The organism is Streptantibioticus rubrisoli, from assembly GCF_024436055.1.
GTDB lineage: Bacteria > Actinomycetota > Actinomycetes > Streptomycetales > Streptomycetaceae > Streptantibioticus_A > Streptantibioticus_A rubrisoli.
This window is the reverse complement of record NZ_JANFNH010000010.1, coordinates 103,670-129,329: the sequence shown is the minus strand read 5'-3', so window position 1 is coordinate 129,329 and position 25,660 is coordinate 103,670. Positions and strand designations below refer to the sequence as shown.

The following is a 25,660-nucleotide window of genomic DNA, read 5'->3' as shown; positions in this document are numbered from 1 at the left end:
GTTTCCCATGTCCAGATCTCCCCGCACATCCCGCCGCCTCGCCGCGGCGGCCGTCACCGTGGCCCTGGCCGGAGGGGCCGTGGCATGCGGCCCCAACAGCGGGGACGCGGGCGCGGGCGCCACGCCGCACCGAGGCGGCACGCTGACCATCCTCAACCAGGACCCGCAGGACAAGTTCGACCCGGCGCGTGAGTACACCTCCGGCGGTGGAAACGTTCCCTCACTGGTCTTCCGCACCCTGACCACCCGCGCCCGTGCCAACGGCACCGCGGGCACCAAGGTCGTCCCCGACCTGGCCACCGACACCGGCACCCCGTCCAAGGACGCCACGGTGTGGACGTACCACCTCAAGGACGGGCTGAAGTTCGAGGACGGCTCGCCGATCACCTCCGCCGACATCAAGTACGGCATCGAGCGGTCCTTCGCCCCCGAGCTCTCCGGCGGCCCGCCGTACTTCCACGACTGGCTGGCCGGCGCGCAGAACTACCAGGGTCCCTACAAGGACCCTAAGGGTCTGGATTCGATCGAGACGCCGGACGCCAAGACGATCGTCTTCCACCTGAACAAGCCGGAGGGCGACTTCCCCTACCTGGCCACCGCGACCCAGTTCGCACCGGTGCCCAAGGCCAAGGACACCGGGGTCAAGTACGCCGAGCACCCGATCTCCTCCGGCCCCTACGAGGTCGTCAAGAACGAGAACGACGGCGCCCACCTCGTCCTCAAGCGCAACCCCTACTGGTCGCCCAAGACCGACGACCAGCGCAAGGCGTACCCCGACACCATCGACGTGCAGTCCGGGCTCGACCCCGCGGTGATCAACCAGCGGCTGTCCACCGGCTCCGGCGCGGACGCCGCCGCCGTCACCACCGACACCAACCTCGGCCCCTCCGAGCTCGCCCAGATCGGGGGCGACAAGCAACTGGCCGCCCGGGTCGGCACCGGCCACTTCGGCTACACCAACTACCTGGCGTTCAACACCAAGGTGAAGCCGTTCGACAACCCCAAGGTGCGCCAGGCCATCGCCTACGCCGTCAACCGCACCTCGGTGGTCAACGCCGCGGGCGGCTCCTCGCTCGCCGATCCGGCCACCACCTTCCTGCCCAACCAGGCCACCTTCGGCTACACGCCGTACGACCCGTTCCCGGCGGGTGCCACCGGTGACCCGGCGAAGGCCAAGGAACTGCTGAAGGAGGCCGGTTACCCGGGCGGGCTCACCATCACCCTCACCCACTCCAGCTCCAACGCCGACCAGTACGGCCCGGACATCGCCACCGCCGTCCAGGACGGCCTGAAGGCGGCCGGGATCACCGTCAAGCTCAACTCCGTGCAGGAGAGCGGCTACCGTCAGACCATCCACTCGGTCAGCACCGAGCCCGGCTTCTTCCTCGCCGGTTGGGGCGCCGACTGGCCGTCCGGCGGACCGTTCCTCGCCCCGATCTTCGACGGTCGGCAGATCGTCACCGACGGATCGAACTTCAACAGCGCACAGCTCAACGACCCGTCGGTGAACGACCAGATCGACGCCATCAACAAGATCACCGACCATGCCGCCGCCGCCAGGCAGTGGGGCGCGCTGGACCAGAAGATCGGCCAGCAGGCCCTGGTCGTCCCGCTGTTCCACCCGGTCTACAAGCGGCTGTACGGCAAGGACATCCGCAACGTGGTGATCAGCGACTGGACCGGCGTGCTCGACGTCTCGCAGGTCGCGGTCAAGTGAGCGGCACCGCAAGCCTGTTGGCCGGGGAGACCGCGCAGGTCTCCCCGGCCGCCGGGGCGGCCCAGGTATGGCGGCGGCTGCGCTCACGGCGCGCCGCCCTCGCGGGCGCGATCGTGCTCGCCGCCCTGGTGGTGATCGCGCTCAGCGCACCCCTGCTCGCCGCCATCGAGGGCCAGGACCCCACCACGTACCACGACACCCTGGTCAACTCGGCCTCCGGTGGCGTGCCGATCGGCTCGTTCGGCGGCGTCAGCGCCGAGCACTGGCTGGGGGTGGAACCCGGCACCGGCCGCGACGTGTTCGCCCGGCTCGTCTACGGGGCGCGGATTTCGCTGCTGGTCGCCGTGGGGTCGACCGCCGTACAGGTGCTGATCGGGGTCGGCGTCGGACTCGCCGCGGGCCTCGGCAACCGCTTCCTCGACCAGTTGCTCAGCAGCACCACCGACGTGATGCTCGCGCTGCCCTCGCTGGTCTTCGCCATCGCGCTGATGGCCGTGGTGCCCTCCGGCTTCCCCCGGCCGGTACTGCTGATGCTGGTCATCGGGCTGCTGGGGTGGGGCGGCACCGCCCGCGTGGTCCGTGCGCAGACCCTCACCCTCAAGGAACTCGACTACGTGGCCGCCGCACGGCTCGGCGGCTCCTCGCGCTGGCGGATCGCCCGCCGCGAACTGCTGCCGTCCATCGCCGCGCCGGTCATCACCTACGCCGCGCTGCTGCTGCCCACCAACGTGGTCAGCGAGGCCGGGCTGTCCTTCCTCGGCGTGGGCGTCAAGCCGCCCACCTCCTCCTGGGGGCAGATGCTCTCCAGCGCCACCACCTGGTTCCGCGCCGACCCCGCCTATGTGCTGCTGCCCGCCCTGATGCTGTTCGTCACCACGCTGGCGTTCACCGTCGTCGGCGACGCGGTGCGCACCGCGCTCGATCCACGGGCCGCATCCCGCACCAAGGTGGGCACCAGGGGAGCGGTCTCATGACCGGATACCTGGCCCGGCGGTTCCTCGGCATGGCCGCCGTACTGTTCGCGCTGACCGTGATCATCTACGCGGTCTTCTACGTCGCCCCCGGCGACCCGGCGCAGCTGGCCTGCGGCCTGAAGTGCGGCCCGGTGCAAGTGCGGCAGCTGCGCGGCGAGTTGGGGCTCAACGAGCCGGTGTACCTGCAGTACGCGCACTTCCTCCAAGGACTGTTCGCCGGACGCGACTTCAGCGCGGGCGCCGGGGTGCTGCACTGCGACGCGCCCTGCCTGGGGATCTCGTACCGCACCAATGAACAGGTGACGGACATGATCCTGAACAGGCTGCCGGTGACCGCGTCGCTGGCGCTGGGCGCCATGGTGATCTGGCTGCTGCTCGGCGTCGGCAGCGGACTGCTGTCGGTACTGCGCCGCGGACGCCTCACCGAACGTGTGCTGACCTCGCTGACGCTGGCCGGGACGGCCATCCCGGTCTTCATCATCGGACTGCTGCTGCTCCTGCTGTTCTGCGCCTATCTGCAGTGGCTGCCGTTCCCGACCTATGTGGGGCTCAGCCAGGACCCGCAACAGTGGTTCTGGGGGCTGCTGTTGCCCTGGACGTCGCTGGCGCTGATCGAATCCGCCAAGTACGCCCGGCTGACCCGCTCCTCGATGCTGGAGACCCTCGCCGAGGACCACATCAGGACCTTCAGGGCCTACGGCGTCAGCGAGCGGCGGCTGGTCACCCGGCACGCACTGCGCGGGGCCCTCGCCCCGGTGATCGCGCTGTCCGCGCTCGACCTGGGCACGATGTTCGGCAGCGCGGTGCTGACCGAGTCGCTGTTCGGGCTGCCCGGCCTCGGCAGGCTGATCGTCTCCTCGGTCAACATCCTCGACCTGCCGGTCGTCGTCGGGGTGACCCTGGTCACCGGCTTCAGCGTGGTACTCGCCAACGCCGTCGCGGACGCGCTCTACGCGGTGGCCGACCGACGGGTGGTGTTGACATGAGCGAGCCTCTGGTCGAAGTCAGCGGCCTCACCGTCGAGTTCCCGGTCGCGGACTCGTTCGTACGGGCCGTGGACGGGCTTGACCTCACCCTGGAGGCCGGGCAGGCGCTCGGCATCGTCGGCGAGTCCGGTTCCGGCAAGAGCACGGTGGCGTTCGGGCTGCTCGGGCTGCACCGGGGCACGGGGGCGCGGGTGAGCGGTTCGGTGCGGGTCGGAGGCGTGGACGTGCTGCGCGTCGACGACACCGAACTGCGCCGGGTGCGCGGGGAGTTGGCCGCCATGGTCTTCCAGGACCCGCTCTCCGCGCTCGACCCCTACCACCCGGTCGGTGACCAGATCGCCGAGGTCTACCGGGTGCACCGCCAGGTGACCCGGCGGGCGGCGCGGGCCCGGGCCGTCGAGGTGCTGGACCGGGTCGGCATCCCGGACGCGGCGCGCCGGGCACGGTCCCGCCCGCACGAGTTCAGCGGCGGCATGCGGCAGCGCGCGCTGATCGCCATGGCACTGGCCTGCGAGCCGCGGCTGCTGATCGCCGACGAACCGACGACCGCGCTGGACGTCACCGTCCAGGCGCAGATCCTCGACCTGCTGCACGAACTGCGCGCCGAGACCGGCGCCGGGCTGCTGCTGGTGACCCATGACCTCGGGGTGGTCGCGGGCAGCGTGGACCAGGTCCTGGTGATGAAGGACGGCCGTGCGGTGGAGCGCGGCCCGGTCACCGAGGTGCTGGGGGCGCCGCGCGAGACGTACACCCGGGAGCTGCTGTCGGCCGTGCCGCGGGTGGACGCGCCGGTGCCCGTGGGCGGCTCGTCCACCACGGGCGGGGACGCCCTGCTCGAAGCGGTCGGCCTGCGGCGGGAGTTCGGGCGGCGCGGAGCGAGGGTGACCGCCGTGGACGGGGTGTCGCTCACCGTACGGGCGGGGGAGACGCTGGGCGTGGTCGGCGAGTCGGGCTCCGGCAAGACCACGCTGGGGCGGATGCTGGTGCGGCTGCTCGACCCCACCGCGGGCCAACTGCGGTACCGCGGACAGGACATCGGGGCGCTCGGCGAGAAGGCGCTGCGCCCGCTGCGGCACGAGTTGCAGATGGTGTTCCAGGACCCGGTCTCCTCACTCAATCCGCGGCGCAGCATCGGCGAGTCCATCGCCGATCCGCTGCGGGCGGCCGGACGGCTGGACGACCGGCGGATCCGGCTGCGGGTCGGTGAACTGCTGGAGCGGGTCGGGCTCGACCCCGAGTGGTACCACCGCTATCCGCACGAGTTCTCCGGCGGCCAGCGGCAACGCGTCGGCATCGCCCGGGCGCTCGCCCCGGAACCCCGGCTGATCGTCTGCGACGAGCCGGTCTCCGCGCTGGATGTGACGACCCAGGCGCAAGTGGTCGAGCTGCTCGGGGAGTTGCAGCGGGACCTGGGGCTTTCCCTGGTCTTCATCGCCCATGACCTGGCGGTCGTACGGCAGGTGAGCGACCGCGTCGCGGTCATGCGGCGCGGGGCGGTGGTCGAGCTCGGCACGGCGGACGAGGTGTACGAATCGCCCCAGCACCCCTACACCAAGGGCCTGCTGTCCGCGGTCCCCGTCCTGGACCCGACCGAAGCGACCCTCCGCCGCGCCGCCCGCCACCCGGTGCCCTTGGCCTGACCGCCCGCCGCCGGGGCTTCTTCCTGGGGGTTTGGGGGCCTGTCCCCAAACCCCCAGAACCCTTCTCCCTGAAGGGGCGCGGGGCTGTGTTCATGCGCGGCTCCGCCGCGTGGGCGCGACCAGCCACGACGGTGCCGCAGCCGATCGACTGCACATCGCGGCACTTTCCAGCGAAGCGTTTAGCGCGCGGAACGGTGGGGTGGAGGGAAAGTTACGACCGTTCACCCCTTTTGGTGGCGCGGCGGACAACCGTCCGCCGAGGAGCCGTCATATCGGCATAGCGTCAGCCCCGTCGTCTTGTCCCAGGTCACGAAGGGGTGCGCGGATGCGCATAGCGTTGCTGACGGAGGGTGCCAAGCGGCGCCCCAAGGGCGACCCTCTGGCATGGTGCGACCGCCTGGTCCACGGCCTGAACGACCACGACTTCGAGTTGTACGCGCTGTGCCGCGACCCCCAGGACACCCCGGAGCGGCTGGCCGAACGCCACCCCGGCGTACGCGCCGTACACACCCACCCGCTGTGGGGGCCGCCCCCAGACGGCGCGCCGCGCGGACGCGTAACGCGCCGCCGCTTCCTGGACTGCTACCAGGAGTTGGCGGCCGCCCTCACCGCCCGCCCCGACCCACCCGGCGCCGTCGATCTGGCGGACCGTTTCGCCAACGGTCTCTACGGCCTGGCCGACTTGGCCCACGAACACGGCGGCCTGCCCGCCGCCCTCCGCTCGGAAGCCGCCGTGCGGGCCCTGGAAGCCGCCTGCCGGGCACCCGGCGCCGACCCCCTGCTGGGCGGCGCCACCGCCAGCGACCTGCTGACCGCCAGCGAGGCGCTGGAGCGCGCACTGCGCCCGCTGTCCGCCCCCTGGTACGACCAACACACCCTGGGCGCCGCCGACCTCTGCCACGCCACCTCGGGTGGACCGGCCACCCTGCCGGGACTGCTCGCCGCCCGCCACCTCGCCACCCCGCTGCTGGTCACCGAGTACACCGTCCGGCTCCGCGACCACTACCTGGGCGGCGAGCACGCCCGACTCCCGCTGCGCGCAAGGGCGTTGCTGGCCGCGCTGTACCGGCGGCTGGCCGCCGAGTCCTACCGTACGGCCGCCCTGCTCACCCCCGGCAACGGCCACATCCGCCGCTGGCAGGAACGCTGTGGCGGGACCGGCGCGAAGATCCGGACGGTCCACCCGGGCATCGACGCCGCACGACTCGCCGCGATCGGCGAGGCCGCCGAGTCCGGATCGGCGGAAGAGGACGATGCGACGTTGGTGTGGGTCGGCCGGGTCGAGCCCGCGAAGGACCTGGTGGCGCTGTTGCACGCGTTCACCCGGGTGCGGCTTGCCGTGCCGACGGCCCGGCTGCGGCTCGTCTCGGGCGGCGGCCGGGCCGACTACCTGGCACAGTGCCGTGCGCTCGCCACCCAGCTGTTCCCCGACGAGGCCGTGGACAGCCACCATCCGGGCGAGAATCCGGTCGCCTTCGAGGAGATCGGCTCGCCGTACGTGCCCACACCCGCCGACGCGTACGCGGCCGGTGGCGTGCTGGTGCTCTCCAGCGTTGTCGAGGGGTTCCCCACCACCTTGGTCGAGGCGATGTTCTGCGCCCGGGCCACCGTCTCCACCGATGTGGGCGCGGTCCGCGAGGTGATCGGCGGCACCGGACTGATCGTGCCACCGCGCAATCCGAGCGCCCTCGCCGACGCCTGCGTCGAGCTACTGCGCGACCCGCGCCGCCGGGCACGCCTGGGCGCCGCCGCCCGCGCCCGCGCGCTGGAACTGTTCACCGCCGAACAGAGCGTCGCCGCCTTCCGCGAGATCTATCTGGACCTCGTCGCCCACCGCCGCCCCGCCGCCCCGCACACCGCGTCCGCCCTCTTCGCGCTGCCCGCCGAGGCTCATCTGCCCGGAAGCTGGCGCCCCGCCTCCGGCGCCCGCCGACGTGCCGAACGCGCCCCCGCCTGGGCGGTGCGCGGGACCCGCCGCCAACCGGCCGCCGTGGGCGCGCTCGGGGAGGAGGCATGACCGACCCGCGTACCACGCCGGACCCGGCCGAGCCGTCGGCACGTCGCCGCGGACCGGCCGATCCGGTGCTGCTCCTGATACGACGGCACTACGAGCTGTGTGCCTGCGCGGTCGACCCACTGGAGATCGCCGCAGGCCTCGAAGCGCACGGCATCACCGACCGCACCGCCGCCCAGTTCCGGCACCGGGACGTCTTCTCCCTCGCCGAGGAGCTGTACGCACGCGTACCACGGGAAACCCCCGTTGACGTACCCCAACAACGGCCTACCGCAGATGAGTTGACGGTATATCGGCTCGCGTGGCATCTGTTGCCAGCGGTCGTCTGCGCGGCCGGTACAGCCGTCTGGTGCGCCCTCCCGGCGCGGGGCGCCGTCATCGGTGGCGGCACCCTGTTGCTCGCCCTCGCGGCGGCCCGTACCGCGCTGCGCCGCGGGCCGCTGCGGGCCGTACCCGCCTCGGGTGGCGCGTGGTGCGTCTGCTGGCTGCTCGCCTTCGCGCTCTACGGGCCGTGGTCGCTGACCGCCGCACCCCTTGCCGCCACAGGGCTGCTGGCCTGCTCCCTCGCGCTGCCGCCCGCGGCCTGGTGCGCCCGCCGGTTCGCGCTGCGGGCTCGGGCGGTGTTGGCCGTCAGCCACGGGCTGGCGGAGTTCGCCGCCGGGATCCGGCCATCGCTGTTGGCGACGCTCGGCCTGTTCACCCTGGCGCTGTCCGCGTCGCTCGCCACCTGTTGCGCGGTACTGGCCCACGGCGCACGGCCCGATCCGGTGGCGCTGGGCGGTGTTGTGGCGCTCGGGCTGCTGCTGTTCACCGCCCGACTGCTCGCCGTACACGGCTTTCCGGCTGTCGCCGTGGTGGGCACCGGCGGGGCCTGCGCCATCGAGGTCCTCGCTCTCGGCGCCCAACTCCTCGGCCGTATCCCGGTGTTGCGGTTCTGCGGCTCGCCCACGCGCGCCCTGATCGGCGCCGCGGGGCCCGGGTCCGTCCAGGCCGTGGCGTGCGCCACCGCCGCGGTCGCCCTGATCGGGTACGCGATGTCCGCCCTCGGCCACACCAGTGCGCACGGCGGTGACCGTGCCACCACCCATGTCCGCCCTGCCCTCGCCGACCGGGCAGTGGCCGGTGATCCATCCAGCGGTTTTACGCAAGTCCCTTGAGGAGCATGAGAGATGACCTTGTATGTGCGGCCTGCCGGAGCGAGCTGTTCCGGCGGCCGAACGGTCGGTGACCCGGCGCTCGCGGCCCCCGGGGCCGTCGGCTGCGGCGCACTGCTGTCCCTCGGCGTATGGACGAAGCGGGGCGGCGCCCGATGAGAGTGCTACTGCTAGGCGCCGACGGGTTCCTCGGCCGCCATGTGGCCGAGCGCTTGCTCGCCGACCCCGCCGTCCAGCTCACCGCGCTCGGCCGCCGCGACGACTCCGACGTGCGCTTCGACCTGTCCACCGGCAGTCCCGGTGCGCTCGCCCGGTTCCTCGACGCGGTGCACCCCGGCGTCGTCGTCAACTGCGCGGGCACCACCCGGGGCGGGGCCCGCGAACTGACCCGGCACAACACGGTGGCCGTCGCCACGGTCTGCGAGGCGCTGCGCCGCAGCAGTTGCGGCGCCCGCCTGGTCCACCTCGGCTGCGCCTCGGAGTACGGCCCCTCGCCCACCGGCTCCTCGACCAGTGAGGACGCGGTGCCGCGGCCGGGCGGGCCGTACGGGGTGAGCAAGCTGGCCGCCACCGAACTCGTCCTCGGCTCCAGTCTTGACGCCATCGTGCTGCGGGTCTTCTCACCGGTCGGCCCCGGCACCCCGGCCGCCTCCCCGCTGGGGCGGCTGGCCGAGGCACTGCGCCGGGCGATGCAGAACGGCGACGGTGACCTCAAGCTCGGCGGCCTCGGCATGCAACGGGACTTCGTGGACGTGAGGGACATCGCGCGCGCCGTGCACGCCGCTTCTCTCTCCGCCGCGCAGGGCGTGGTCAACATCGGCACCGGCCGGGCCGTCCGGCTGCGGGACGCCGTCGCCCATCTGGCGCGGGCCGCGGGATTCGGTGGCGCGCTGCACGAGCTGGACGAGGCGGCGGTGGTGCCCGCCGCGGGCTCGGCGCCGTACCCGGACGGCTGCGGGGCCTGGCAGCAGGCCGATGTGCGCACCGCGCGGGACCGGCTCGGCTGGCGGCCGCGGATCGGGCTCGACGAGTCGCTGGCGGACATCTGGATGGAGGCGGCATGCCGCATCTGACCTCGGGCGTCACGCTGGCGGGCTTCGGCGTGCCGGTGCGGGCCGCCCCGGGCGCCGCCGGGTGGGTCGAGCTGGCCCGGGCGGTGGGGGCGCCGCTGCACTGGGTGGTGGTGGATTCGGCACAGGACCCGGGGCGGCGGCGCGATCGGCGGTACGCCGAGGTGGTGACCCGGCTGCGGGAGGCCGGGGCGCGGGTTCTGGGGCGGCTGAACACCGCGTACGGCGGGCGGACCTTCGCCCAACTGGTGGGCGAGGCACACCACTTCATGGACTGGTACGGGGTCACCGGCTTCTACCTCGACCGGGCTCCCACCGACCGCGACTGGCTACCGGAGTGCCGCCGGGTGGCGTCCACGCTGCACGCCATGGCGGACGGCGCGGACAGCCATCTGGTGCTGGGGCACGGGATCCACCCGTACCCCGGGTATGCGGAGGCGGCCGATCAGTTGGTGACCTATCTCGGTCCGTGGACGCGGTACCGCTGGTCGCAGGCGCCGCAGTGGACGGCGGAGCACCCGCCGGAGCGGTTCTGCCATCTCGTGCACAGCGTGCCGCGACCGCATCTTGAGACGGCGATGCGGATCGCCCGCTGGCAGGGCGCGGCGACGGTGCACTTCACCGACCAGGACGGTGCGGGCGGTACCGATCCCTGGCACGAGCCACCCGGTTACTGGAACGAAGCGGTCGAAATGCTGCGAAACCAGTCGCCGCCCAGCCGGTGAGGCCGGGATCGGTTAGTCCGCGTATCCGGGCTTGCCCGGCATATGGTCGCGAAGTGTCTCGCACACCGGAACGGGTGTCTCGGAATGCCGACGGACGTGGCAGTGTTACCAGGAACGTGCCCTCCCCGCGCCCGCGGGGTGAGCCGTTCCTTATCGACAAACCGACCAACGGAGTCCCCGTGTCGCTGCCACCCCTGGTCGAGCCCGCTACCGAGCTCACCGTTGACGAGGTCCGCAGGTACTCCCGTCACCTGATCATCCCCGACGTGGGGATGGACGGGCAGAAGCGGCTGAAGAACGCGAAGGTGCTGTGCGTCGGCGCTGGCGGCCTTGGCTCCCCGGCGCTGATGTACCTCGCCGCGGCGGGCGTCGGCACGCTCGGCATCGTCGAGTTCGACGAGGTCGATGAGTCGAACCTGCAGCGCCAGATCATCCACAGCCAGTCCGACATCGGACGGTCCAAGGCCGAGTCGGCGCGGGACTCGGTGCTGGGCATCAACCCGTATGTGAACGTCGTCCTCCACCAGGAGCGGCTGGAGTCCTCCAACGTGCTGGAGATCTTCGCCCAGTACGACCTGATCGTCGACGGTACGGACAACTTCGCCACGCGGTACCTGGTCAACGACGCGTGCGTGCTGCTGAACAAGCCGTACGTGTGGGGCTCCATCTACCGCTTCGACGGCCAGGCGTCGGTCTTCTGGAGCGAGTACGGGCCGTGCTACCGCTGCCTGTACCCCGAGCCGCCGCCGCCCGGCATGGTCCCCAGCTGCGCCGAGGGCGGCGTGCTGGGCGTGCTGTGCGCGTCGATCGGCGCGATCCAGGTGACCGAGGCGATCAAGGTGCTCACCGGAGTCGGTGACCCGCTGGTCGGGCGGCTGATGATCTATGACGCCCTGGAGATGCGGTACCGGCAGGTCAAGGTCCGCAAGGACCCCGAGTGCGCGGTCTGCGGCAAGAACCCGACGGTGACCGAGCTGATCGACTACGAGGCGTTCTGCGGTGTGGTCTCCGAGGAGGCCCAGCAGGCCGCCGCCGGGTCCACGATCACTCCCCGGCAGCTCAAGGAGTGGATCGACGCGGGCGAGAAGATCGACATCATCGACGTACGCGAGCCCAACGAGTACGAGATCGTGTCGATTCCCGGTGCCCGGCTGATCCCGAAGAACGAGTTCCTGATGGGCAACGCGCTTCAGGACCTGCCCCAGGACAAGCGGATCGTCCTGCACTGCAAGACGGGTGTCCGCTCCGCCGAGGTGCTGGCCGTCCTGAAGAACGCGGGCTTCGCGGACGCGGTCCATGTGGGCGGGGGCGTGATCGGGTGGGTGAACCAGATCGAGCCCGAAAAGCCGGTGTACTGACGTACGGCCCGTTAGCACGCCACCCACCCCGGGGGCTCCGCCCCCGGGGTCCCCTTTTTTTCCGGGGCTCCGCCCCGGGCCCCGTTCGGGGCTGGCGCGTAAGCCTCCGCTGGGAGGGCGGCGATGGGACGGTGGGACGGCGCGGATCAGGCGGGCTGGGGAATAAGGGTGGGCGGCGCCAGCTCCGCGTCGATCATCTTCTCCATGGGATCGGCGGCGGCCGCGCCGCCGATCACGCAGCCCAGTACGAGGGCGGCTATCAGCAGCACGTTCGACAGCCAGACCATGGTCGCCACCGGCAGGGTGAACGCCCCGATCACCTGTGCCACGCACTCCGCGAGCAGTGCCACGCCCCATATCAGGGTGAACCTCCGCTGCAGCCGCCGGAACCGGTCCGAGGCGGCGGCGAGCCGGTCCAAAGCGGTGGCCCGGGCGGCGTTCCCCTTGACCAGCCAGGGCCTGACACCGGCCGACAGCAACGGCTTACCGGAGAACGCGGAGGCGATGAGGACGATCGCGATGACGCCGTTGGTCCCGGAGTCCTTCGCAACCATGATCCGGGGATTGCCGCTGACGAAGCTCAGGGCGATGCCCACGACGTTCACCGCCAGCATCAGCCCGGCCAGTCCGTTGAGCGAGCGGTCCCGTAGCCATCCGTACAGCGTGCGGACCGCCGGGGGAATGCTGCTGAGGGCGAGCGACAGCACCATGTCGACCCCGAAGCCGTCGCGCAGCAGATAGTAGGAGCCGAGCGGCAACCCGAGGTCGAGAACAAGTGGCTTGAAATTGTTGAGCAGTTCCCTGCGAGGGGAGTAGTCCTCGGTCATCTCCGCCGCCTCCACGCCGTCGTACAACTCGTTTCGTGGTCTCAGCTTCGCGGAGGCGCCGGTCCTACCGGCAGTGTCACCGCTCCCCAATCAGGCAGGACAAATGTCATGGTCGGCGGGCAGCGGAATGCACGCTTCCCGCCGACCCGTTGTCACTAGCGGCAGCTCCGCAGGTCGATCGACCAGATGCCGCGTCCGTGCGTGGCCGCGTAGAGCCGCCCGTCAGGACCGAGCTTGACCTGGAGCACGGCGACCGCCGGAAGCCGTCCGACCCGCTCCCAGCGCGTGGCGTGCGGCGCCCGGTACAGCACGCCGAGGTCGGTGGCGACCACGAGGCCGCCGCTCGGCAGGGCGAGGACCGAATCGGCCGGTACGTCCGGCAGGTTGGCGGAGATGTCCGACCAGGTGTAGCCGCCGTCCCTGGATTCGAAGAGGTGGCCGTAGCCCGCCCCGGCGCCGGAAGTCCAGTGCCGTGAGAAGCCGTTGACCGCGAGGTAGACGTGGTTGGCGTCGTGCGGGTCAAGGGCGAGGCCCGCGAGGTAGCGGTCGGGCACGGTGCCCGGTGCGCCGGTGGTCGGCAGGCCGAGCTGGTGCCAGCCGGTGCCGTCCGCGTTGCCGACCGCGATGCCGCGGGTGAAGCCCTTGCTGTCGCAGGGGCCGCACCAGGCCGCGTACACCTTGCCGCCCTCGGCGGCGACCGCCGTCGCGACGTGGCCCGCGCCGAGGTCGTAGGCGCTGGTCCACTCCTTGGGGTCACGGATGGCGTAGCCATGGGTCTGCACCCAGATGTGGCGTCCGCCCGCGATCCAGGTGTTGCCGTCCTGCACATCGGCGGTGAGCGGTGCGATGAACCGGGCTTCCTGGCTGGCGTTGTCCGGCGGGGCGACCGAGTACGAGGTGGCCTTGGTCGGATCCGTGGCCCAGGCACCGTTGTTGACCGCGCAGTTCTGCGTGACGTTCAGCGCGAGGTAGACGTACTCCTGGGCGATGTCGCACCCGTTGGCGGGGTCGGTGAGCGTGTCCCCGCCGTCGCCGCCGAAGTTGGAGCCCATCACCTTGTCCCGGCCCCGCAGCATCGACTGCCCGTTGTCCTGCAGGCCGCCGTTGACGGCGACGCCGCCGAAGTCACGGTCCGTGCCCACGCCCACCGAGTAGTACTGGAGGGTGTCGATGGTGCCGTCGTTGAGCGAGGTCCAGTCCGTGGCGTGCCCGGAGGCGTCCTGGCTGCCGTTCAGCGGACGCCGGTAGATGCCGCCGTCGTTGCCCACGTAGAGGTAGGTCTGGCCGTGGTAGCTGCCGACCGTCACCGCGTGCTGGTCGGAGTGGGTGGTCTGGTGGCAGTCACCGGTCTGCTTGGCCGGATCGACGCTCCAGCAGGGGAAGTTGAAGTTCCAGTACGGCCCGACCGCCGACCACGTGGCGCCGCCGTCCTTGGACTCGTGGACCTCCTCAAGCCCGGCGTAGACGTGCTTGGGGTCGTTCGGGTCGACCTGCAGGAACTGGTTGTACCAGGCCTGGATGCCGACCATGTCCTTGGCGCTGGTCAGCGCGGATCCGTCGCCGCTGAGCGCCTTGTAGTCGGTCACCTTCGTCCACGGTCCGAACGGGGACCCGGACGCCGAGACGAAGATCCCGGCAAGTGAGCTGTTCGGATCGCCGCCGGTCAACTGCGCGGGGGACTCGTCGATGGCGTAGTAGCGGGATCCGTCGGCGGCCCTGGCGAAGGTGACTTCGCCCACCTGGGTACTGGTGGTGGGCAGATCACCCAGCGCGTTGACCCGCTGCCAGGAGTCGCTGGTGTCCTTGGCGTAGAAGCCGTTGTAGTCGTCACCGCTGCGCCAGCCGACCGCCAGCAGGACCTTGGCAGGGTCCTTGGGGTCGATGGCTATGTCGTTGGTGATGTTCTTGTACGGGGCGGCGGGGTCGCCAGCGTGTGAACCGCCCGGCAGGTAGGAGGGGTTGGGCGCGAACTCCAGTTTCCAGGGGCCGCGCAGGTCGGTCGAGGAGTGCGACCACACCCCACGGCTGGTGGCCGCCCACACCCTTCCGCCGCCGAACCGCAGCTGGTGCACCGTGGTGCTGTCCAACTCGGTGCCGCCGACCCGGTCCCTGGCGGTGAACGTGCCGTGCCGTGGATCGCTCAGCACATAGACGCCGCTGCCCAAGAACGCGTCCGAGTTGGTGGTCGCCTCACCGGTGCCCAGCCACAGATGGCCGTGGTCCAGGGCGAGCGCGCCGGTGGACTGGGAGGGCAGCGCGTCGCTGATCGGCTGCCAGTGGCCGCCGCCGGTGCGCGACCGCCATACGCCGCCCCCCGCGCTGCCCGCGTAGACGTAGCCGTCGCGGTCAGCGGCCAGCGCGGCGGTACGGCCGGTGACATCGCCGTAGCCGCCACTGGAGTTGGAGTCGGTGTCGCGGTAGCGGGGATCGTCCGAGTTGTAGGTGAGCCCGGTGACATGCCGCCAGGCACCGCCGGTGGAGGGCAACCTGTTCAGGGCGTTCCAAGCGGCACCGTACGCGCCGGGGGTGAGGGTGCCGGGTGAGGTGCGGGCCTCCGCGTACTGGGCGGCGCCCTCGGCGATCTCGTCGGCCTCACCGCCCTTGTCGCCGCCGTCGTCCAGCGGCTTCATGGTGTGGGCGCGGTACGGGTTGCCGTACGGGCCAAGGGCCGCGCCCGGTCCCGAGGCCGCTGTCGCGGGTACGGCGACGAGGGCCGCACTGGCGGCCGCGGCGCAGATGGTGAGCCACCGTCTGGTGCGGTGTCTGCGGGTTGGTGCTCTCAACAAAACCTCCCCGAACAGGCGTTGGTAAGGACGCCACAACGGCTGTCACCACAGCGCGTGGTGTCGATGCAGGGCAGACCCGATCACAGGAGGTGCGCCGCGCGGGAGCGGGCAGCGTTAACTTGACCAAAAATTTGACAGAGGTCAGTCAGGGTTCGGAGGTTTGGCGGCCTGAGACGCGCCAACCGGCGCCACGGCCTACAGCGCGATCAAAGTGATCTCGGTGGCCTTGACGCTGACCCAGACCTCCTCGCCCTCGGACAGGGCGAGTTCGGCCGCGGCGGCGGTGGTGATCTCGGCGATCGCGTCCAGCCCGTCCGCCGTGACCAGGACGCGGATCCGCGCACCGAGCGCCGTCAACTCGCGTACCCTGCCGCGCCAGACGTTGCGCGGGCTGCCGGTGGGGCGCTCGCGGTGCAGCGAGACCGCCTCGGGCCCGGCCACCGCCAGCGCGCCCGCGCCGTCCGCGGTGCCGTCGGGCAGCGGCTCCGCCGCCATCAGCCGGGCGCCGCCGGGCAGTTCGAGCACCGAGTTCCGGACCCGGCCCGACCAGGCGTTGCGCCCGAGCATCCGGGCCACCCATGGCGAGCGCGGATGCCGGGACACCTCGGCGGGCGGGGCGTACTGCACCGGACGGCCGCCTTCCAGTACGAGCACCTGATCGGCGAGCGAGACCGCCTCGACGGGATCGTGCGTGACGATCAGGCATACACCGGGAAAGTCCGCCAGGTGCTCGCGCAGCGTGTGCCGCACATGGGCGCGCGTCGTCTGATCAAGTGCTGCCAACGGCTCGTCGAGCAGCAGCAGCCGGGGCCGGGCGGCCAACGCCCGGGCGAGCGCCACGCGTTGGGCCTGGCCGCCGCTCAGCCGCCCCGGCCTGCGGGACGCCAGGTCACCGACCGCCAGCCGGTCCAGCCAGGACCGCGCCTCGGCGCGGGCGGCGCGCCGGGAGACGCCCTGGGCCCGTAGGCCGTACGCGGTGTTGCCCAGGGCGGTCAGGTGGGGGAAGAGGGCGCCGTCCTGCGGCACCCAGGCCACATGGCGCTTGTGGGGCGCCTGGGCGGCGACGTCCTCGCCGCCGAGGGCCAGCGTGCGCGCGGTGGCCAGCGGCGTCAGGCCGAGCAGCGCCCGCAGCAAGGTGGTCTTGCCCGCGCCGTTGGGGCCGACGACGGCGATCGTGGTGCCGGGTTCCGCCGCGAGCGTGAGCTGGGTGAGGCCGGTGACCTCGGCGGCGAGCGACCAGGACGCCTCCCGGCGCGGCGCGGGGCGGCTGTGGGGGTGCGGGGCGCCGCCGTTGGCGCCGTCGGCGCGGTTGTCGTCGGCTCGGGGCTCTGCGGTCACCACTGTGGTGGGCTTCGGTCCGGTCCATCGGCCGCGTAGCGCGATCAGCACCACCATCGCCACCGCGAGCAGCAGCAGCGACACCGCCGTCGCCCCCTCCGGGTCGTCCTGGAGCATCAGATAGACCTGGAGCGGAAGGGTCTGGGTGACGCCCGGCAGGTTACCGGCGAACGTGATCGTCGCTCCGAACTCGCCCAGCGCACGCGCCCAGCACAGCGCGGCGGCGGCGACCAGCCCGGGGGCCGTCATGGGCAGCGTCACGGTGAAGAACGCGCGCAGCGGCCGCGCCCCCAGGGAGGCGGCGGTCTCCTCGTACCGCGGGTGGAGCGCGACCAGCGTGCCCTCCAGGCTGACGACCAGGAACGGCATCGCCACGAACGCCGCCGCCACGACCGCGCCCGGAGTGGAGAACGGCAGCGTCACCCCGAACAGGTTCTCAAGTGCCGGACCCAGCAGGCCCCTTCGGCCGAACCCGAGCAGGAGGGCGACGCCGCCCACAGTGGGCGGCAGCACCATGGGCAGCATCACCAGGGCGCGCACCAGCGTCTTGCCGGGGAAGTCCACCCGGGCCAGCACCCAGGCCAGTGGTACGCCCACCAGCAGCGCGAGCGCCAGCGCCCAGACGGAGACGGTGAGGGACAGTCCCAGCGCCTGGGTGACGTCGGGCGCCGTGAGCCGGGAGACCAGGCCGGACCAGGGGGCGCGGGCGAGAACACCGGCCAGCGGCAGCGCCAGGAAGATGACCGCCGCCACCGCGGGGAGGACGAGGGCGAGCGGAGTCCTCTGCCGGGGGCGCCGCGCTGGCCGGTCGCTGGTCATGGCTGCTGGAAGCCCGCCGAGCGCAGGATCGACTGGGCCTGCGGGGAGCTGAGCCACTTGACGAAGTCCGCCGCCGCGGCGGCGTGTTGGGAGCCGTTGAGAGTGGCGGCCGGGTAGGAGGCGATCGCGTTCTGCGCGTCAGGGATGCTGACGGTGCCGACCTTGCCCTTGGCGGACTGCGCGTCGGTGACGTAGACGATGCCCGCGTCGGCCTCGCCGAGCTCCACCTTGGTCAGCACGGCGCGCACGCTGGCCTCCTCGGAGACCGGCTTGACGTTCACATGCTGGGCGGCCAGCACCTTGTCGCCGTAGTTGCCGACCGGCACCTGCTTGGCGGCGAGCACCACCTTCAGGCCCGGGTTCGCCAGGTCGCCCAGGCCGTGGATCTTCTTGGGGTTGCCCGGCGCGGTGGCGATGGTGAGCCGGTTCCTGGCGATCACCGTCGGAGTGCCGGTGTCCTTCTTCACGCCGTCCATGGTCTTGGTGTCCGCGGTGACCAGCGCGTCGGCCGGGGCGCCCTGGCTGACCTGGGCGGCGAGGTCCTGGGAGCCGGCGAAGGAGAACTTGACCGTGATGCCGGGGTGGGCCTTCTCGTACGCGGCGCGCTCGGCCTTGAACACGTCGGTCAGCGAGGCGGCGGCGAGCACGGTGATGGTGGTCTTGCCGCCGCTGCCACTGGGCGAGCTGGAGGCGTCGGACTTGCCACCGCCGCAGGCGGCCAGCGGCAGCAGCAGGGCGGCGGCGACGGGCGGCAGGGCGACACGGCGGGCGAAGGTCTGAGGCATGGCGGGACTCCGGGCTGCACGTCAGGTGCGGTCGATGGTGCGGCCCCCTCGGGCCGCCCGGCCGGTGGTGTAGGGCCGCATATGCGGCACGTTAGAACCGCGGCGCTCGCATCTGCAACAAAGTTCGGGTGATGAGACCGGCAGGTGCCATGCCCGTCGTAGGAAGGTCTATAGCAAGCCCTTGCGGGTCAGGTGGGTGAAGGCGAGCCAGCCGGGCAGGACCGGCAGCCAGAAAGTGGCGAGCCTGAACAACAGCACGGCGGAGAGCGCCTGCCCGCCGGGCATGCCCAAGATGATCAAAGCGGTGGAGGTCGTCGTCTCGATGGCGCCGACACCGCCCGGGGTGGGAATCGCCGAACCCACGGCGTTGGCGGTGAGGAAGACCACCGCGATGTTCGCGAAGCTCAGCGAGGTGTCGCCGAAGGTGCGGACCGCCGCGTCCAGGCACGCCACGTTCACCAGCGTCAGCAGCAGCACACCGGCCACGCCGGTGGCCAGCTTCTTCGGCCGCTGCAGCAGGTCGAGCATGCGCGGCACGACACCGGCGAACAGCGACCGCAGTCGGCTGGAGACGAACTTGCGCAACTGCGGGACCGCCGTGACGACCAGCACCAGCACGGCGGCGGTCAGCAGCCCGGCGATCACCGTCCGGGAGGTCGACAGCGACGGCGTCTGCTGGGTCCCGGTCAGATAGCCGAACGCCGCCAGCAGCATGATGTGGCCGCTGAGCGAGGCCAGTTGGGAGGCGCCGACGCTGGCCACCGCCAGGCCCGGGCGGACGCCGTTGCGCTGCAGGAAGCGGGTGTTGAGCGCCACACCGCCGACCGCGGCGGGCGCCACCAGCTTGACGAAGTTCCCCGCCACCTGCGCCATCACGGTACGGCCGAACGGCACCTTTTCCGGGACGAAGCCCAGCAGGGTCATCGCCGCCGGGATGTACGTCAGCGCGGACAGCGCCAACACCGCCAGCGCCCAGGCCCAGTTGGCGTGGCTGATCAGATCGCCCCACTTGAGCTGGGCGAACTGGGAGAGCAGGAAGTACCCGGCGACCGCACCGGCGATGTAGCTGAACAGGGTGCGGGCCTTGAAGCGCTCCAGCCGGGCCGGCTGCACGGGCGCCTGCGGCCGGATCTGCAACACCTGCTGCCTTATCTGCGACAGCAGGTCCTCCTCGCGGGCCGCCTCCAGCGCCTCCTCCATGGCGCGCTTCTCGGCCTCCTTCTCGGCCTTGCGCTGCGCCTTGGCGAGCTTGCGGTCCCCGGAGACCTGGACGGGCTCCACGGTCTTCTTGCGGGTGGCCTCGATGACGGCGGCGCGCTCGCGCTCCGCCCGCTCCTTGGCGAGCTGCCGCAAGGTGGCGCGGGTGGAGCGGCTGAGTGCGATCGGTTGCAGCAGCGGCAGGCTGTCCGCCACCGCTTCCGGGCCGAGCACCCGCACGGCGGAGGCCACGGACCGCTGCGGGCCGACCCGCAGCGCGAAGGTGGTCAGCAGCTGGGCGATGTCCATTCGCAGCACGATGTCGCCCGCCGCGATCTCACCACTGCGCAGATCGGTCAGGTAGATCGTGCCGGAACGATCCACCAGCAGGGACTCGCCGACCAGTCGGCGGTGCGAAATGCGACGCGACTGCAGTGCCTTGACCTGCCGCCAGGCGCCGTCCAGCACCGCGTCCGTGATCTCCTCGTCGCCGAGGGTGTCCAGGGAGCGGCCGTCGATGTGCTCGTAGACCAGCATCACCGCGTCCGGGCCCAGTTCGGAGGTGGCGATGAGCTTCGGGGCGTGCGCCCCGGCGGAGATCGCGGCGTAGGCGAGCAGCGCCTCCTGTTCAAGTGCCTGGCGCAGCGACTGCAGGCTGTTGCGCTGCTCGTTGACGCCGCGCAGTTGCAGCCGTCTCCAGACCCGGTAGAAGAAGCCGTGCGCCTGCTGCTCGCGGTCGACCACGGTGATGTCCAGCGGAACGGCGTTCTCCAGGGTCACCAGATAGCGGCGACCGCGTTCGGAGTCCGGCGCCTCCGGGCCGTCGTCCAGCCGCTGCGCGGTGACCGGGTTGAAACCGAGCCGCTGCAGACCGGCCATCAGCGTCCGCCCGGTGGGCCGGACGTTGGGCGAGCCGACCGCGTAGACGGTGCCGTAGGCGACGGTCCAGCCGATCAGCACGGTCGCGATGATCGAGAACGGTGTGGTGTAGCCGCCGACCAGCACCGCGAAGGAGTCCAGCACCAGCACGAACCACAGCGCCACCCGCCACCGCGGCCGACGGGCCATGCCCACCGCCGTCATGTAGGCGATGACCGGCGCCAGATAGCCGTGCACCGGGTCGGTGATGCCGCCGCTGGGCGCGGTCCTGGTGAGCGCGTCACGGATCGCCGAGGGCGCGGAGTTGGTCACCCACAGGTCACCGGCGAGCGAGACGCCATGGGCGAGCACGGCCGCCAGCACACCGTCGGCGACCCGTAGCCCGTCCCGTTTGATCAGCCGCTCCACGGCGAACGCGACCGGCACGATCAGCACCGCGACGCTCGCGGTGAACCCGGCGATGCTGGTGAGGATGGACGGCGCGTGCCGGGCGCCGTTGGCGATGTCGTTGGCGACTCCGGCGGTGGTGGCGTGCGCGAAACCGGCGACCGCCAGGACCAGGCCGACGCCGAGGATGCCCATCAGGAACCTGAGCAGGTCCACCGGACGGTGCACCCGGGCGGCCAGCAGCGGTTCGTCGCCCGCGAGCTCGTCGACGTGCTCCACGGCGGGCTGCCCGCTCACCGGGTGCGCGCCGGTCGGCGGGTGCGCCGCTCCCGCCGGGTGCCGCTGGGGGGCGGTGGCGGCCTGTACGGCCTCGGTCGCGGGGCTCGCGGGCGGTTCCGGATTCGGGGGATGGTCGGCGCGCTCCACGTCGTCTGCGCGGCCCACGTCGTCTGCGCGCTCCACGTCGTCTGCGCGGTCCGCGGGCGGGGGCGGGCTGGTCCGCTCCGGGGGCGGGGGCGCGGCGTCAGCGTCCGCCGGGTCCGGGTCGGGCCGCTCGGGGGTATCGGGTCCCTCGGGGCTACCCGTCGCCATGGTCGCGGGCAGCCCTGAAGAGGCGCGGAGTGCGTCCTGCGCCTTGTCGCCCAGCTCTCCGGCCGTTGGTTCTTGATCTCGTATCACCAGTCACCGCCCGGAAGATGGTGGCATGACCGGACCTCGTAAGGGGGCATGAGGGTGCATTTCGAGGGCGCGCACCCCGGATGGTATGCGTCCACGTGCCGCACCGCTCGGCCGCCGGACCGCCCTGTGGAAAACCTCCGGGGTTGTCGGTGGGTTGCGCGAGGATGGGCGGCATGAGCGAGAACCGGTTCCTGGAGGAGCCCGCCCAGCTCCCCGAATACGCGGAGCGCGTGCTCGGCGTCGCCGAACTGATTCCGCCCGGCAGGGTGATGACCTACGGCGACGTCGCGGAGTGGCTGGAGGAGGGAGGACCCCGGCAGGTGGGCCGGGTGATGGCGCTGTACGGCGGCGCGGTGCCCTGGTGGCGCGTGGTGCGGGCGGACGGTGTGCTGCTGCCCGGACACGAGCTGCGCGCGCTCGCGCGGTACCGCGAGGAGGGCACCCCGCTGCGCTCCGCCGCGCGCTCCGCCGACGGCCACATACCGAGGCTGGACATGGCACGGGCCCGCTGGGACGGCCGCGCGGCGCAGAGCCCGGCACGCGGGACGGGCGGGGGCGGCTGACGACCGGCTGCTCACACCATCCAGCTTCCGCCATTCGGGCGCCCGGCATGCCAGCCGCCGCCCGTACGGAGTAGCGGCCCAGGTCAGCGCCCGGCGCCGCCCCCGAACGAGTGAGGCTGATGATCGTCGCGGGGTTTCCGGGACGCCGGAGCGGTCGTGGGAGCAGGCTGAGGCGGAGAGCCGCGATGAACCGTCCAAGGCGCGTCGCGTAGCGTCGGGGGCTGTCCGCGAACCGCGCCAACGCGCCCAGTACCACCCCGCACGGAACCGGAACCGCCGATCCACGTGACCTCCTCGTCCACTCGTCCCACCGCCGACCGGCCCGCCCGTACCGCGGCCGTCGGCGGCTACCGGTTGGTCCGCACCCGTCCGGAACCGTCCGCGCTCCCTGTTCTGGACGCCAGGCAGGGCGCGGTGGTTGACCACGCGGACGGACCGCTTCTGGTGCTCGCCGGTCCCGGCACCGGAAAGACGACGACGCTGGTGGAGGCGGTGGCGCAGCGGGTGCGCCAGGGCACCGACCCCGAGCGGATCCTGGTGCTGACCTTCAGCCGCAGGGCCGCCGTCGAACTGCGCGACCGTATCGCGGCCCGGCTCGGCGGTGTGGGCGCGCCCCGCGCCACCACCTTCCACTCGTTCGCCTACGGGTTCGTCCGCGCCCACCAGGACCCCGAGCTGTTCGCGTACCCGCTGCGCCTGCTGTCCGGCCCCGAGCAGGACCTGGCGGTACGGGACCTGCTGGCCGGGCAGGTCGAGCTGGAGCGGGCGGGCCTGGGCTCGGTGCGCTGGCCGGACGAGCTGCGCGCCTGCCTGACCACCCGGGGCTTCGCGGACGAGGTGCGGGCGGTCCTGGCGCGCAGCCGTGAGCTGGGCCTCGGACCCGATCAGCTGACCGCCTTCGCGGCCAGGGCCGGGCGGCCGGACTGGGCGGCGGCGGCCGGTTTCCTTGCCGAGTACCTCGATGTACTGGATGCCCAAGGGGCCATCGACTACGCGGAGTTGGTGCACCGCGCGGCCCTGCTGGCGGAACGGCTGGGTCCGGACAGCGGGCGGTACGACGCGGTGTTCGTCGACGAGTACCAGGACACCGACGCCGCGCAGTTGCGGCTGCTGCGGGCGATCGCGGGCGGCGGCCGCACCTTGGTGGCGTTCGGCGATCCCGACCAGTCCATCTACGCGTTCCGGGGCGCGGACGTGGGCGGCATCCTTGACTTCCCGACCGACTTCCGCCGCGCGGACGGCCGCCCGGCCCCCGTCCAGGTGCTCGGCGTCTCCCGGCGCGCGGGCGCCGACCTGCTGGCCGCGACCCGCCTGATCACCCGCCGGATGCCGCTCACCCGCCTCCCGGCGGAGGCGGTACGCGCTCATCGCGAGCTGACGGCGGTACGGGACGGTGGGAGCGTGGCGGTCGTCACGTACCCGACGCCGGGCGCCGAGACCGACAACATCGCCGACATCCTGCGCCGGGCACACCTGGAAGATGGCGTTCCGTGGCGGGAGATGGCGGTACTGGTGCGCGCGGGCGCGCGCTCCCTTCCCGCGCTGCGCCGCGCCCTGACCACCGCGGGCGTCCCCGTGGTGATCACCGGTGACGACCTTCCGCTGCGCCAGGAACCAGCGGTGGCCCCGCTGCTGCTGGCGCTACGGGTCGCGGCGAACGCGGTGCTGGCGGAGGGCGGCGACACCTCGGCCGTCCCCGCGCCCCGCGAGGCGGGCGCGCCGTGGGCGCCTGCGGCGGCCGCCGAACCGGAGGTTGCCGTTCCGGCGAACGCGGGGCCCGACGCCGCCGCCCCCCAAGCGGCGGCGCCCGATGCGGCCCTGGAGGTCCCCGTCCCGGCAACGGCGGAGCCCGACGCCCCCGCCACCGCCGAGCCGGAACCCGCCTGGCTCCCCGTAGAGGACGCCCTGACCCTCCTCACCTCGCCCCTCGGCGGTATGGACGCCGCCGAACTGCGGCGCCTGGGGCGGGCGTTGCGGGAGGAGGAGCGGGCCGCCGGACGAGCGGTGCCCCGGCCGTCGGACGTGCTGATCACGGAGGCGCTGGCGCGGCCGGAGCTGCTGGTGGCGCATGACCCCGGGTACGCCAGGCGCGCCCAGCAGTTGGGCGGGCTGCTGCGGCAGGCGCGCGGGATCCTCGCCCGTGGCGGTACCGCGGAGGCGGCGCTGTGGTGCCTATGGTCCGGCACCTCGTGGCCGGAGCGGCTGGAGCGCGCCGCACTGCGCGGCGGCGCGGCGGGCCGTAACGCCGACCGGGACCTCGACGCGGTCTGCGCGCTGTTCGAGACCGTGGCCCGTGCCGAGCAGCGCACCGGCGGTCGGGGCGCGCTGAACTTCCTTGAGGAACTGGACGCGCAGGACATCGCGGCGGACGTGCTGTCCCGCAGGGCCGTCCGCCCGGAGGCGGCCAGTTTGATGACCGCCCACCGCAGCAAGGGACTTGAGTGGCGGCTGGTGGTCGTGGCGGGCGTACAGGAGGGCCTGTGGCCCGACCTGCGGCGCCGTGGCTCACTGCTTGAGGCGGACCGGATCGGCCGCGACGGGCTCGCCGAACCGCTTCCGCCGGGCGCCCTGCTCGCCGAGGAGCGGCGGCTGTTCTACGTCGCCTGCACCCGCGCCAAGGAGCGGCTCGTCGTCACCGCGGTCAAGGCCCCGGCGGACGACGGTGACCAGCCGTCCCGCTTCCTGTCGGAACTTGGCGTGGAGCCGCTTGACGTGACGCACCGGCCCCGCCGGCTGCTCTCGGTGGCCGCGCTCGTCGCCGAACTGCGCGCCACCACCGTCGACCCCGCCGCCTCCCCCGCGCTGCGCGCCGCGGCCGCCACCCGGCTGGCCCGGCTGGCGGCACTGCGCGATGACGAGGGGTACCCCCTGGTGCCGGCCGCCCATCCGGAACGCTGGTGGGGACTTAATGAGCCGACCCGCGCCACCGCCCCGCTGCGTGACCGGGACCGGCCGCTGACGCTGTCCGGCAGCGCGCTGGACCAGCTCGTCAACACCTGTGCGCTGCAGTGGTTCCTCGGCCGGGAGGTGCGGGCCGACGACCCGTCGACCGCCGCCCAGGGCTTCGGCAACGTCGTCCATGTGCTCGCCGACGAGGTCGCCACCGGGCGTAGCCCGGCCGCGCTCGACGTGCTGATGGCGCGGCTGGACTCGGTCTGGGACGCGCTCGCCTTCGACGCGCCCTGGAAGTCGCGGCAGGAACGGGAGCAGGCGCGGGCCGCGCTGGAGCGCTTCCTGCGCTGGCACGTCATGGAGCGCGGCCGGGAACCGGTCGCCTCGGAGCACGGCTTCGACGTCACCCTTGAGGCGGGCCAGTACGCGGTGCGGATCCGCGGCAGCATGGACCGGGTGGAACGGGACGCCGAAGGCAGCCTGTACGTGGTCGACTTCAAGACCGGCAAGGGAACCCCGCCGACCGCCGCGGAGGTCGCCCGGCACCCGCAGCTCGCCGTCTACCAACTCGCCGTCCGCGAAGGCGCGTTGGGCGACCACGGAACCCGGCCAGGCGGCGCGGAGCTGGTGCACCTGCGCCAGGGAGCGGTACGCAAGGAGGGCGGCGACGCCCTGCCGAAGGTGCAGGCGCAACCACCGCTGGACGGCGACTGGGCTGCCGACCTCCTGGTCACCGCCGCGGGCCGGGTCCTGGACGAACGTTTCACCCCCACCCCGGGCCAGCACTGCGAACGCTGCTCGTTCCGCCGGGCGTGCAGCGCCCGGCCCGAGGGGCGGCAGGTGGTGGAGTAACGGGCGATCGGCGCCGACT

Annotated in this window: 16 protein-coding genes; 11 read left to right on the top strand and 5 right to left on the bottom strand. The window is 72.4% G+C overall.

Translation table 11 applies throughout. The features are described from left to right. Positions 1–7: 7 nt before the first annotated feature. The 9 genes from NON19_RS13025 (at position 8) to moeZ (ending at position 11,638) form a co-directional block, all read left to right on the top strand. Positions 8–1,717 carry an ABC transporter substrate-binding protein gene (locus tag NON19_RS13025; RefSeq protein ID WP_255927546.1) on the top strand — a complete coding sequence of 570 codons (1,710 nt, stop codon included), beginning with the start codon at positions 8–10 and terminating at the stop codon, positions 1,715–1,717. After that, positions 1,714–2,691, top strand: a complete 978-nt coding sequence (locus NON19_RS13020) for an ABC transporter permease (protein WP_255927544.1) — start codon at positions 1,714–1,716, stop codon at positions 2,689–2,691. The genes NON19_RS13025 and NON19_RS13020 overlap by 4 nt, the downstream gene beginning before the upstream one ends. After that, the gene (locus NON19_RS13015) at positions 2,688–3,677 is read left to right on the top strand and encodes an ABC transporter permease (protein ID WP_255927541.1); all 990 of its coding nucleotides are present in this window, start codon (positions 2,688–2,690) and stop codon (positions 3,675–3,677) included. The genes NON19_RS13020 and NON19_RS13015 overlap by 4 nt, the downstream gene beginning before the upstream one ends. Next, positions 3,674–5,317: a dipeptide ABC transporter ATP-binding protein gene (locus tag NON19_RS13010; RefSeq protein WP_255927539.1), complete on the top strand. Its 1,644-nt coding sequence runs from the start codon at positions 3,674–3,676 to the stop codon at positions 5,315–5,317. The genes NON19_RS13015 and NON19_RS13010 overlap by 4 nt, the downstream gene beginning before the upstream one ends. Positions 5,318–5,642: 325 nt before the next feature. Further along, complete coding sequence (locus NON19_RS13005; RefSeq protein WP_255927537.1) at positions 5,643–7,334, top strand: glycosyltransferase; 1,692 nt, start codon at positions 5,643–5,645, stop codon at positions 7,332–7,334. Then, complete coding sequence (locus NON19_RS13000; RefSeq protein ID WP_255927535.1) at positions 7,331–8,488, top strand: hypothetical protein; 1,158 nt, start codon at positions 7,331–7,333, stop codon at positions 8,486–8,488. Before NON19_RS13005 ends, NON19_RS13000 begins: the two co-directional genes overlap by 4 nt. 152 nt (positions 8,489–8,640) lie before the next feature. After that, positions 8,641–9,558, top strand: a complete 918-nt coding sequence (locus tag NON19_RS12995; RefSeq protein WP_255927533.1) for an NAD-dependent epimerase/dehydratase family protein — start codon at positions 8,641–8,643, stop codon at positions 9,556–9,558. Beyond that, entirely contained in the window at positions 9,546–10,280 is a 735-nt protein-coding gene (locus NON19_RS12990; protein ID WP_255927531.1) for a spherulation-specific family 4 protein, read from the top strand. The genes NON19_RS12995 and NON19_RS12990 overlap by 13 nt, the downstream gene beginning before the upstream one ends. Positions 10,281–10,459: 179 nt before the next feature. Next, positions 10,460–11,638, top strand: coding sequence for an adenylyltransferase/sulfurtransferase MoeZ (gene moeZ, locus NON19_RS12985; protein WP_255927529.1), 1,179 nt, complete (start codon positions 10,460–10,462; stop codon positions 11,636–11,638). Between the two features lie 146 nt (positions 11,639–11,784). Here moeZ and NON19_RS12980 read toward each other — a convergent pair whose 3' ends face one another. The 5 genes from NON19_RS12980 to NON19_RS12960 form a co-directional block, all read right to left on the bottom strand. Beyond that, the gene (locus NON19_RS12980; RefSeq protein ID WP_255927527.1) at positions 11,785–12,465 is read right to left on the bottom strand and encodes a VC0807 family protein; all 681 of its coding nucleotides are present in this window, start codon (positions 12,463–12,465) and stop codon (positions 11,785–11,787) included. A 155-nt stretch (positions 12,466–12,620) separates the two neighbouring features. Beyond that, positions 12,621–15,248 carry a beta propeller repeat protein gene (locus tag NON19_RS12975; protein ID WP_255927525.1) on the bottom strand — a complete coding sequence of 876 codons (2,628 nt, stop codon included), beginning with the start codon at positions 15,246–15,248 and terminating at the stop codon, positions 12,621–12,623. A 198-nt stretch (positions 15,249–15,446) separates the two neighbouring features. Further along, positions 15,447–17,408, bottom strand: a complete 1,962-nt coding sequence (locus NON19_RS12970) for an ABC transporter permease (RefSeq protein ID WP_255927523.1) — start codon at positions 17,406–17,408, stop codon at positions 15,447–15,449. After that, a complete protein-coding gene (gene modA / locus NON19_RS12965) occupies positions 17,405–18,193 on the bottom strand; it encodes a molybdate ABC transporter substrate-binding protein (protein WP_255927521.1) in 789 nt (262 codons plus the stop codon). Before modA ends, NON19_RS12970 begins: the two co-directional genes overlap by 4 nt. Positions 18,194–18,361: 168 nt before the next feature. After that, the gene (locus NON19_RS12960; RefSeq protein ID WP_255927519.1) at positions 18,362–21,247 is read right to left on the bottom strand and encodes a lysylphosphatidylglycerol synthase transmembrane domain-containing protein; all 2,886 of its coding nucleotides are present in this window, start codon (positions 21,245–21,247) and stop codon (positions 18,362–18,364) included. A 251-nt stretch (positions 21,248–21,498) separates the two neighbouring features. Here NON19_RS12960 and NON19_RS12955 point away from each other — a divergent pair, with 251 nt between their 5' ends. Both NON19_RS12955 and NON19_RS12950 read left to right on the top strand, forming a co-directional pair. Next, positions 21,499–21,897, top strand: a complete 399-nt coding sequence (locus NON19_RS12955; RefSeq protein WP_303653651.1) for an MGMT family protein — start codon at positions 21,499–21,501, stop codon at positions 21,895–21,897. Positions 21,898–22,182: 285 nt separating this feature from the next. Beyond that, positions 22,183–25,641, top strand: a complete 3,459-nt coding sequence (locus tag NON19_RS12950) for an ATP-dependent helicase (protein ID WP_255927515.1) — start codon at positions 22,183–22,185, stop codon at positions 25,639–25,641. Positions 25,642–25,660: the final 19 nt, after the last annotated feature.

Coding starts and splice junctions, on each gene's coding strand:
- NON19_RS13025 (WP_255927546.1), top strand. CDS start 8: ATGTCCAGATCTCCCCGCACATCCCGCCGCCTCGCCGCGGCGGCCGTC.
- NON19_RS13015 (WP_255927541.1), top strand. CDS start 2,688: ATGACCGGATACCTGGCCCGGCGGTTCCTCGGCATGGCCGCCGTACTG.
- NON19_RS13010 (WP_255927539.1), top strand. CDS start 3,674: ATGAGCGAGCCTCTGGTCGAAGTCAGCGGCCTCACCGTCGAGTTCCCG.
- NON19_RS13005 (WP_255927537.1), top strand. CDS start 5,643: ATGCGCATAGCGTTGCTGACGGAGGGTGCCAAGCGGCGCCCCAAGGGC.
- NON19_RS13000 (WP_255927535.1), top strand. CDS start 7,331: ATGACCGACCCGCGTACCACGCCGGACCCGGCCGAGCCGTCGGCACGT.
- NON19_RS12995 (WP_255927533.1), top strand. CDS start 8,641: ATGAGAGTGCTACTGCTAGGCGCCGACGGGTTCCTCGGCCGCCATGTG.
- NON19_RS12990 (WP_255927531.1), top strand. CDS start 9,546: ATGCCGCATCTGACCTCGGGCGTCACGCTGGCGGGCTTCGGCGTGCCG.
- NON19_RS12980 (WP_255927527.1), bottom strand. CDS start 12,465: ATGACCGAGGACTACTCCCCTCGCAGGGAACTGCTCAACAATTTCAAG.
- NON19_RS12970 (WP_255927523.1), bottom strand. CDS start 17,408: ATGACCAGCGACCGGCCAGCGCGGCGCCCCCGGCAGAGGACTCCGCTC.
- modA (WP_255927521.1), bottom strand. CDS start 18,193: ATGCCTCAGACCTTCGCCCGCCGTGTCGCCCTGCCGCCCGTCGCCGCC.
- NON19_RS12960 (WP_255927519.1), bottom strand. CDS start 21,247: ATGGCGACGGGTAGCCCCGAGGGACCCGATACCCCCGAGCGGCCCGAC.
- NON19_RS12955 (WP_303653651.1), top strand. CDS start 21,499: ATGGGCGGCATGAGCGAGAACCGGTTCCTGGAGGAGCCCGCCCAGCTC.